This is a genomic window from Burkholderia sp. AU4i, from assembly GCF_000466765.1.
GTDB classification, from domain to species: domain Bacteria; phylum Pseudomonadota; class Gammaproteobacteria; order Burkholderiales; family Burkholderiaceae; genus Burkholderia; species Burkholderia cepacia.
In genome coordinates this window covers 1-9,367 of sequence record NZ_ASSI01000143.1, presented here as the reverse complement: position 1 = coordinate 9,367, position 9,367 = coordinate 1, and the positions used below count along the sequence as shown (strand labels likewise).

The following is a 9,367-nucleotide window of genomic DNA, read 5'->3' as shown; positions in this document are numbered from 1 at the left end:
TTTCGAGCAGCGTGGTCTTGCCGGAGCCGACGGGGCCGCCGATGCCGACGCGCAGCGGCGGCAGTTTCTTCGTGCGGCGGGCGGGGGAGGGTGCGGGTGCGTTCATGGCGTGTGTCGTGTTCAGGAGCGGAACAACCGCGAATACTGGGTTTCGTGCCGTGCGGACAGGATGCCGAGCTGCGGCGCGAACGTGTTGACGGCGTCGGGCGGCGTCGCGAGCGCGCGGCGTACGGCCGCGTCGATCGCGCCGCGCAGCGCGACGATGATGCGTTGCCCGGCGAGCTGGCCGAGCGGCACGGCCTTCAGCGCGGCGGACGTCTGGTTCTCGACCCAGCCGAATGCGTACGCGGCGAGCACGGCGTCGGCGCTCGCGTCGTGCGCGGCGGCCGCGTAGGCGAATGCGGTCGGCAGCGCGATCGGCGACATCGCCGCGAGCGTCGCGCGGCGCGCGGCATCGCCCCATTCGAGCGACGCGCACAGTTGCGCGAGTGACCAGCCCATCTGTTCGGTCTCGCGGCGCAGTTCCGCCGATTCGCGGCTCGCGACGAACCATGCATTTTCGGCGACGAGCGCGTGCGTGTCGTGCGCGTGCCAGCGCGCGAGCTGGTGCGCGAGGAACGGCAGCTCGCCGTGCGCGAGCACGTCGGTCAGGCCGCTGGCGATCCAGTCGCGCGCGGAATCGGCGTCGTGGATCAGGTTCGCGTCGAGCGCGGCTTCGAGGCCCTGCGAATAGCTGTACGCGCCGATCGGCAGCGCCGGCGACGCGAGATGCAGCAGCGCGACGAGTTCAGTGGTGGTCATGGCCGTGGCCGTGCGTGCATCCGGGACCATGCTGATGATCGTGATCGTGATCGTGATCGTGATCGTGATCGTGATCGTGATCGTGATCGTGCGAGTGCGAGTGCGAGTGCGAGTGCGAGTGCGAATGGCCGTGATGCTCGCCGAACACCTGCTGCGCAAGCGCGTAATCCTCGGCGAACGTCGCATCGTGCCCGTGCTTGTGTCCGCCGCCGTACGCGCCGGCTTCCGGCTGGAACGGCGCCTGCGTTTCCTCGACCTGCGTGCCGAGCCGGCGCAGCATGTCCGCGAGCACCGGGTCGGCCTCGAGCTTCAGGTAGCCGTCGCCGATCTCGACCGGCGTATGACGGTTGCCGAGGTGATACGCGGCACGCATCAGCGTGAGCGGATCGGCCGCGCGCACGCGCAGCACGGTTTCGGCGGCCGCGGCGATGCGCACGAGCGCGCCGTCGTCGGCGACGAGCACGTCGCCGTCGCGCAGGATCGTGCCGCGCGGCAGCAGCACTGCGACGTCTTCGCCGGTGTCGAGCGTCGCCGCGAGGCGGCTCTTGCAGCGGGCGTCATAGGCGAGCGTGAGCGTCGGCGCGCGTGCGACGAGCGACGCGGCGAGTTTCACGTTCGGGGCGATACGTTTGTCGAGGGTGCGCATGAAACAGGAACCGGAAACTGGCCATCAGAACAGGAAATAACGCTGCGCCATCGGCAGCACCGTGGCCGGCTCGCAGGTGAGCAACTGGCCGTCGGCGATCACGTCGTAGGTTTCGGGATCGACGCTGATCGACGGGCGCCATGCGTTGTGGATCATGTCGGCCTTCGTCACGTTGCGGCAGTTGCGCACGGGCACGATCCGCTTCGCGAGGCCGTAGCGTTCCGCGATACCGGCATCGGCCGCCATCTGCGACACGAAGGTCAGCGACGTGCGCGCGAGCGCACCGCCGCGCGTCGCGAACATCTCGCGATAGTGGACCGGCTGCGGCGTCGGGATCGACGCGTTCGGGTCGCCCATCTGCGCCATGGCGATCATCCCGCCTTTCAGGATCATCGACGGCTTGATCCCGAAGAACGCAGGTTCCCACAGCACGAGGTCGGCCCACTTGCCGGGTTCGATCGAACCGACTTCGTGCGCGATGCCATGCGTGAGCGCCGGGTTGATCGTGTATTTCGCGACGTAGCGCTTCGCGCGGAAGTTGTCGTTACGCGCGTTGTCTTCCGGCAGCGCGCCGCGCTGCACTTTCATCTTGTGCGCGGTCTGCCAGGTTCGGATGATCACTTCGCCGACACGGCCCATCGCCTGCGAGTCGGACGACAGCATCGACAGCGCGCCGAGATCGTGCAGGATGTCCTCGGCCGCGATCGTCTCGCGGCGGATCCGCGATTCGGCGAACGCGAGATCCTCGGCGATCGACGGATCGAGGTGATGGCACACCATCAGCATGTCGAGGTGTTCGTCGAGCGTGTTGATCGTGTACGGGCGCGTCGGGTTGGTCGACGACGGCAGCACGTTCGCCTCGCCGCACACCTTCAGGATGTCGGGCGCATGGCCGCCGCCCGCGCCTTCGGTGTGGTACGTGTGGATCGTGCGGCCCTTGAACGCGGCGACCGTCGATTCGACGAAGCCGCCTTCGTTCAGCGTGTCGGTGTGGATCGCGACCTGCGTGTCGGTGTCGTCGGCCACCGACAGGCAGTTGTCGATCGCGGCGGGCGTCGTGCCCCAGTCCTCGTGCAGCTTCAGCCCGATCGCGCCGGCCGCGATCTGCTCGACGAGCGGCTCGGGCAGGCTCGCGTTGCCCTTGCCGAGGAAGCCGAGGTTGATCGGCCAGCCGTCGGCGGCCTGCAGCATCCGCTCCATGTGCCACGGGCCCGGCGTGCAGGTCGTCGCGTTGGTGCCGGTCGCCGGCCCCGTGCCGCCGCCGAGCATCGTCGTGACGCCCGACGCGAGCGCCTCGTCGATCTGCTGCGGGCTGATGAAGTGGATGTGCGTGTCGATGCCGCCGGCCGTCACGATCAGCCCTTCGCCGGCGATCACTTCGGTCGCGGCGCCGATCGCGATCGTCACGCCCGGCTGGATGTCGGGATTGCCGGCCTTGCCGATCGCGGCGATGCGGCCGTGCTTGATCGCGATGTCGGCCTTCACGATGCCCCAGTGATCGAGGATCACCGCGTTCGTGATGATCGTGTCGGGCACGTCGGCGGCCACGCGCTGCGACTGGCCCATGCCGTCGCGGATCACTTTCCCGCCGCCGAATTTCACTTCCTCGCCGTAGGTCGTGTAATCGCGTTCGATCTCGATCAGCAGTTCGGTATCGGCGAGCCGGACGCGGTCGCCCGTCGTCGGCCCGAACATTTCCGCGTACGCGCGGCGGCTCAAGCGTAATGTCATGTGCTGTTCCTGAAGAGCGGGGCGCGGCTTACAGCGGCCCCATCACCTTGCCCTGAAAACCGTAGACGGCACGATCGCCCGCGAGTGCGACCAACTCGACGGTGCGCGTCTGGCCCGGCTCGAAGCGCACGGCGGTGCCGGCCGCGATGTTCAGGCGGAAGCCGCGCGCGGCCGCGCGATCGAACGACAGCGCGTCGTTGACTTCGAAGAAGTGGTAGTGCGAGCCGACCTGCACCGGGCGGTCGCCGGTGTTCGCGACGACGAGCGCGAGCGTCGCGCGGCCCGCGTTCAGTTCGTGTTCGCCGTCGTCGGTGAGGATTTCGCCGGGGATCATGCGGGGCCTCACGGAATCGGGTGATGGACGGTCACGAGCTTCGTGCCGTCGGGGAAGGTCGCCTCGACCTGGATGTCGGGAATCATCTCCGGCACGCCGTCCATCACGTCGTCGCGCGTGAGCAGCGTCGTGCCGTAATGCATCACCTCGGCGACCGTCTTGCCGTCGCGCGCGGCTTCCATCAGCGCGGCGGTGATGAAGGCGACTGCCTCCGGATAGTTGAGCTTCAGGCCGCGTGCGCGACGGCGCTCGGCCAGCAGCGCCGCCGTGAAGATCAGCAGCTTGTCCTTCTCTCGGGGAGTCAGTTTCATGAAGGCAAACGTTCAGTAAAACGTAATTTTTATCGGTGCGTGGGCAACGGGGCGAACGCGCGGGTCATCGTAGCACCGCGCCGTTTTGCGTGCGTCGTGTATCGGTTATGTAAGCAGCAAGGCGCGTGCCATGTGCATGGAACGCGGCGCGATGCGCGTTCCTGGTGCGCGATGCATGGGCAATGTGCAGCGTCGGCCGTGGCGCTGCATCGAAACGGTGCGTGGTGCGACCGTGCTCAGGTTTGCCAGAGGCGCAGCGGCCGTGCGTCGACGCCGTGCACGATCGGCCGCAGATACAGCCAGCAGTCGGTGAAGTGGCGTTGCAGCGCCTCCATCGACGTCGACAGCGCGCGCACCAGCACGACGCCGGGTGTCACGCAGGTCGCGCTCGCGCGCAGCGTGTCGTCGAACGGCATCCGCGCGGCGAGCGATTCGGCGAGCGCGGCGTCGCACGCGGCACCGACGGCCCACAGCGTGCCGTAGGCGGGAAAGCCGGCAAGGCCCTGCAGCGCACCGCGCAGCGGATCGTGCGCGTCGAGCAGTGCACGTTCGGTCCACAGCGGCCGACCGTCGGCGTTGACGAGCGCCGCGCTCGACACGATGCGGCCGGCCGACCAGGTTTCGCCGGCCGCCTGCCGGCCGAGCTGCGTCGCGTCCCAGCCGATCGCGCACGCGCCGTTGCCGAGCGTCACCTTGAAGTCGAGCGCGGCGTGCGCCGCGTCGAAGAACAGGTTGTTCTGCGGCAGCCAGTCGAGCCTCGCGTGCGCGCCGACCGTGATGCCGATGCGCTGCGTCGCATCGAGACCGTTCGACTTGTACCACTTGGTCGCGCCGGGCGTCGTCAGCACCGCGTGCGTGCCGTCGCCGAGCGCGATGTCGATGTCGAGCCGGTCGCCGCCCGCGACGCCGCCCGGTGGGTGCACGATCACCGCGTGGCAGATCGCGTCGCCTTCCGGATACAGCGGCCGCTGCACGCGCAACGGGCCGTCGTGCAGCCGGTGGGCGAGCGTCGTGCGTGCGCCGTGCCGCTCGAAGCCGAGTTCGAGGCGGCCGCGCCACGACTTGGCGACGGCGGGGCGGGACAGCGGAGCGTGGGAATCGGGGGCAGACATCGGCGGGAAGCAGGGGACGGACGCAGGGATCGAGAATGCTACCGCAACACTATACGCCCGGGTGTTCCGGTTGCTGAACGCGGTGAGGCGATGAAGCTGATAGGCGATGAAGCCGGCGATCGCATGACGTGCATCGATCGCCGGCACCGCGCAGCGGCGCAATCGTGCGCCGCGTGCGTCGCTACACGGCGATCAACTCGCGCACGCCGTTCGTCTCCATGTCCCGCGCATCACCCCCCGCGACGATCTCGCCGCGGCTCATCACCCAGTAGCGATCCGCGATCGAGCGCGCGAAATCGTAATACTGCTCGACGAGCAGCACGGTCATCTTCGATTCGTCGACGAGCTGGCGCAGCGTGCGCCCGATGTCCTGGATGATCGAAGGCTGGATGCCTTCGGTCGGCTCGTCGAGGATCAGCAGCTGCGGCTCGCTCATCAGCGCGCGGCCGATCGCGAGCTGCTGCTGCTGGCCGCCCGACAGGTCGCCGCCGCGTCGCGCGCGCATGTTCTTCAGCACCGGGAACAGGTCGTAGATGCGGTCGGGCACTTTCGACGGCGCCTTGCGGCTCGCCGCGCCGACGAGCAGGTTCTCCTCGACGGTGAGCCGCGGAAAGATGTCGCGGCCCTGCGGCACGTACGCGAGCCCGGCCGCGACGCGCGCATACGGCGGCATCGCGCCGAGCGCGGTGCCGCGCCACGACACGCTGCCGCTTTTCGCGGCGACGACGCCCATCAGGCAGCGCAGCAGCGTGCTCTTGCCGACGCCGTTGCGGCCGAGCAGCACGGTGAGCTTGCCGTCGTCGGCGGCGAGGCTCACGTTGCGCAGGATATGGCTGCCGCCGTAGTACTGGTTCAGTGCTTCGATCTTCAGCATCGCATCAACGTCCGAGATAAGACTCGATCACCGCGTCGTCGCGCTTGACCTGGTCGAGGGTGCCTTGCGCGAGGACCGCGCCTTCGGCCATCACCGTCACGCGGCCCGATTCGCCCGCGAGCGCCGCGACGAATTCCATGTCGTGCTCGACGACCATCATCGAGCAGGTGCCGCGCAGCGTGTTCAGCAGCTCGGCGAGCTCCATCGTCTCGTGGTCGGTCATCCCGGCCGCCGGTTCGTCGAGCAGAAGCAACGCAGGGCGCTGCATCAGCAGCATGCCGATCTCGAGCCGCTGCTTCTGCCCGTGCGACAGCTCGCCTGCCGCGCGATACGCGTCGCTTTCGAGGCCGATCAGCGCGAGCGTCTCCTCGATCTTCGCCTGCGCGGTGCGGTCGAGCCGCGCGCGCAGCGACGCGAGCCAGCCCTTGTCGGTCTGCATCGCGAGTTCGAGGTTTTCCCACACCGGATGCTGCTCGAACACGGTCGGCTTCTGGAACTTGCGGCCGATGCCCGCGCGCGCGATCTCCGGCTCGTTCATTCGCGCGAGGTCGATGGTCTGGCCGAGAAACACCTTGCCCGCATCGGGGCGCGTCTTGCCGGTGATCACGTCCATCATCGTCGTCTTGCCCGCACCGTTCGGGCCGATCACGCAGCGCAGCTCGCCCGCGTCGATCGCGAGCGACAGCTTCTTCAGCGCGCGGAAGCCGTCGAAGCTCACCTCGATATCCTCGAGGTAGAGGATCGTGCCGTGCGACGTGTCGATGCCCGGCGGCACCACGCGTCCCATCGATGCGGTGCCGCTGACGGCAAGCAGCTCGTCCTCGGGCGGCGGCGTGAACTGGTAGAGGGCCGTTCCGTTCATGCACGTTTCCCCTTCGCGAGCACGGTTTCGACGAGGCCCATGATCCCGCGCGGCAGCAGCAGCGGCACGAGCACGAAGATCAGGCCGAGGAAGAACAGCCAGTATTCGGCGAAGTAGGCGGTAAACAGGCTTTTCGCGCCGTTCACCGCGAACGCGCCGACGATCGGCCCGATCAGCGTGCCGCGGCCGCCCACCGCGACCCAGATCGCCATCTCGATCGAGTTGCCGGGCGACATCTCGCCGGGATTGATGATGCCGACCTGCGGCACGTACAACGCGCCCGCGATACCGCACAGCACGGCCGACACGGTCCACACGAACAGCTTGTACGCGAGCGGGCTGTAGCCGAGGAACATCAGCCGCGTCTCGCCGTCGCGCACCGCGGTGACCACACGCCCGAGCTTGCTGGTGACGATCGCGCGCGCGGCGATGAACGCGAGCACGAGCGTCGCGAACGTCAGCAGCAACAGCACCGTGCGCGTACCGGGCGACGTGATCGCGAAGCCCGCGATGCGCTTGAAGTCGGTGAAGCCGTTGTTGCCGCCGAAGCCCGTCTCGTTGCGAAAGAACAGCAGCATCGCGGCGAACGTCAGCGCCTGCGTGATGATCGACAGGTACACGCCTTTCACGCGCGAGCGGAACGTGAAGAAGCCGAACACCCAGGCAAGCACGGCCGGCACGAGCACGACGAGCGCGAGCGCCCACGCGAGATGCTGCGTGCCGCTCCAGTACCACGGCAACTGGTGCCAGTCGAGGAACACCATGAAGTCGGGCAGGTCGCTGCCGTACTTGCCGTCGCGGCCGATCTCGCGCATCAGGTACATGCCGATCGCATAACCGCCGAGCGCGAAGAACAGCCCGTGGCCGAGGCTCAGGATGCCGCAGTAGCCCCACACGAGATCGAGCGCGAGCGCGGCGATCGCGTAGCACATCAGCTTGCCGGCGAGCGTCATCGCATACGCGGACAGATGGAACGCGCTCGACTCGGGCGCGACCAGCGCGGCGAGCGGCACGCCGATGCCGATCGCGATGCACAGCGCGATCAGCGCGAGCCACGCGCGGCGCGACAGCAGCGCGGGGCGGGGCGGCAGGCCGAGCGCGAAACCGTTCTCCGCACGCGCGGCGGCGGCGGGCTTCGGCGCGTCGGCGAGCGGCTTCGACAACGAATCGGTGATTGAAGTCATGTCACGCCTCCGCGCTGCGGCCCTTCGGGGCGAACATGCCCTGCGGACGCTTCTGGATGAACAGCACGATCATCACGAGCACCGCGATCTTCGCGAGCACGGCGCCCCAGAACGGCTCGATCGCCTTGCTGACGAGGCCGAGCCCGAAGCCGCCGAGCACGGTGCCGGCGATCTGCCCGACACCGCCGAGCACGACGGCCATGAACGAATCGATGATGTAGTTCTGGCCGAGGTCGGGGCCGACATTGCCGATCTGCGACAGCGCGCAGCCGCCGAGGCCCGCGATGCCGGCGCCGAACGCGAATGCGTACGCGTCGACGCGTGCGGTCTTCACGCCGACGCACGCGGCCATCCGGCGGTTTTGCGTGACCGCGCGCACGAACAGGCCAAGGCGCGTCTTCGTCAGCACGGCCCACGCGACGAATACCACCGCGAGCGCGAACGCGAGGATCACGAGGCGGTTGTACGGCAGGATCAGGTTCTGCATCACCGTCACGCCGCCGCTCATCCACGACGGGTTCACGACCTGCACGTTCTGCGCGCCGAACAGCATCCGCGTCGCCTGGATCAGGATCAGGCTCACACCGAAGGTGGCGAGCAGGGTCTCGAGCGGGCGGCCGTACAGGTGCCGCAGCACGAGCCGTTCGAGCACGATGCCGACGAGCGCGGCCGTCACGAACGACACCGGCACGGCGACGAGCGGATACCAGTCGAACGCGCCGGGTGCGTAGCGCTGGATCAGCGTCTGCACGACATAGGTTGCGTACGCACCGATCATCAGGAATTCGCCGTGCGCCATGTTGATCACGCCGATCAGCCCGTACGTGATCGCGAGGCCGAGTGCGGCGAGCAGCAGCACGCTGCCGAGCGACAGCCCCGCGAACAGCGTGCCCGCGATCTCGCCGCGGCGCTGCAGCGAGTGCAATGCGTCGAGCCCTTGCTGGGCGGCGTCGCGCACACGCGCGTCGGGCTCCGCGTAGCTGCCGTCGGCGTTTTTCGCGACGAGCGGGCGCAACTGCTCGATCATGTCGAGATCGCTGCGCGCGGCCACGACCTGCACGGCTTCGAGGCGCTTCGCCGGATCGGCGTCATGCAGCGCGGCGATCGCCCACAATGCATCGAGGCGGCGCTTCAGCGCGGGATCGGTTTCCTTCGCACGGGCGCGGTCGATCATCGGCTTGAGTGCCGGGTCGGGCGACTTCAGCAGCGCATCGATCGCGTCGCGGCGCGCGGCGACGTCGGGCGACGCGAGCGCGAGCCCCGACAGCGCGCCCGCGATTTTCGTGCGCAGCAGGTTGTTCAGCATCACGGGCTGGGCGTCGCCGGCCGGCGTCGCGGCCTGCGAGAGCGCGTCGTGTGCGGTGTCGCCGGACTGGATCAGCAGGCGGCCGTCGCCGGTCGCGAGCGCGTCGCCGCTCGACAGCGCGTTGAGCAACGCGACGGCGCGCGGATCGGGATCGGCGGCGAGCCGTTCGATCGCGGCCGTCTTCGCGTCGAAGTCGTCGCCGGCGA

At 68.6% G+C, this 9,367-nt stretch carries 10 protein-coding genes and 1 pseudogene; all 11 read right to left on the bottom strand.

Features of this window, described 5'->3' with window-relative positions:
• Positions 1-106 (bottom strand): annotated as a pseudogene (locus tag L810_RS45880) (urease accessory protein UreG); the annotation flags it as partial.
• A 14-nt stretch (positions 107-120) separates the two neighbouring features.
• Positions 121-801, bottom strand: a complete 681-nt coding sequence (locus L810_RS29565; RefSeq protein WP_042976674.1) for an urease accessory protein UreF — start codon at positions 799-801, stop codon at positions 121-123.
• Complete coding sequence (gene ureE / locus L810_RS29560) at positions 788-1,447, bottom strand: urease accessory protein UreE (protein ID WP_021161919.1); 660 nt, start codon at positions 1,445-1,447, stop codon at positions 788-790. The genes L810_RS29565 and ureE overlap by 14 nt, the downstream gene beginning before the upstream one ends.
• Before the next feature lie 24 nt (positions 1,448-1,471).
• Positions 1,472-3,178 carry an urease subunit alpha gene (ureC, locus tag L810_RS29555; protein WP_021161918.1) on the bottom strand — a complete coding sequence of 569 codons (1,707 nt, stop codon included), beginning with the start codon at positions 3,176-3,178 and terminating at the stop codon, positions 1,472-1,474.
• Positions 3,179-3,206: 28 nt separating this feature from the next.
• A complete protein-coding gene (locus L810_RS29550; RefSeq protein WP_021161917.1) occupies positions 3,207-3,512 on the bottom strand; it encodes an urease subunit beta in 306 nt (101 codons plus the stop codon).
• Positions 3,513-3,520: 8 nt separating this feature from the next.
• Positions 3,521-3,823: an urease subunit gamma gene (gene ureA, locus L810_RS29545; RefSeq protein ID WP_006406310.1), complete on the bottom strand. Its 303-nt coding sequence runs from the start codon at positions 3,821-3,823 to the stop codon at positions 3,521-3,523.
• Between the two features lie 236 nt (positions 3,824-4,059).
• Positions 4,060-4,935: an urease accessory protein UreD gene (locus tag L810_RS29540; protein WP_042976672.1), complete on the bottom strand. Its 876-nt coding sequence runs from the start codon at positions 4,933-4,935 to the stop codon at positions 4,060-4,062.
• A 181-nt stretch (positions 4,936-5,116) separates the two neighbouring features.
• Entirely contained in the window at positions 5,117-5,809 is a 693-nt protein-coding gene (urtE, locus tag L810_RS29535; protein ID WP_021161915.1) for an urea ABC transporter ATP-binding subunit UrtE, read from the bottom strand.
• 4 nt (positions 5,810-5,813) lie between these two features.
• On the bottom strand, positions 5,814-6,671 hold the full coding sequence (gene urtD / locus L810_RS29530) for an urea ABC transporter ATP-binding protein UrtD (RefSeq protein ID WP_021161914.1): 858 nt from the start codon (positions 6,669-6,671) through the stop codon (positions 5,814-5,816).
• Positions 6,668-7,855 carry an urea ABC transporter permease subunit UrtC gene (gene urtC / locus L810_RS29525; protein ID WP_021161913.1) on the bottom strand — a complete coding sequence of 396 codons (1,188 nt, stop codon included), beginning with the start codon at positions 7,853-7,855 and terminating at the stop codon, positions 6,668-6,670. The genes urtD and urtC overlap by 4 nt, the downstream gene beginning before the upstream one ends.
• 1 nt (position 7,856) lies before the next feature.
• Positions 7,857-9,367: urea ABC transporter permease subunit UrtB (gene urtB / locus L810_RS29520; RefSeq protein WP_042976669.1), on the bottom strand; the 1,511-nt coding region annotated here is incomplete at its 5' end.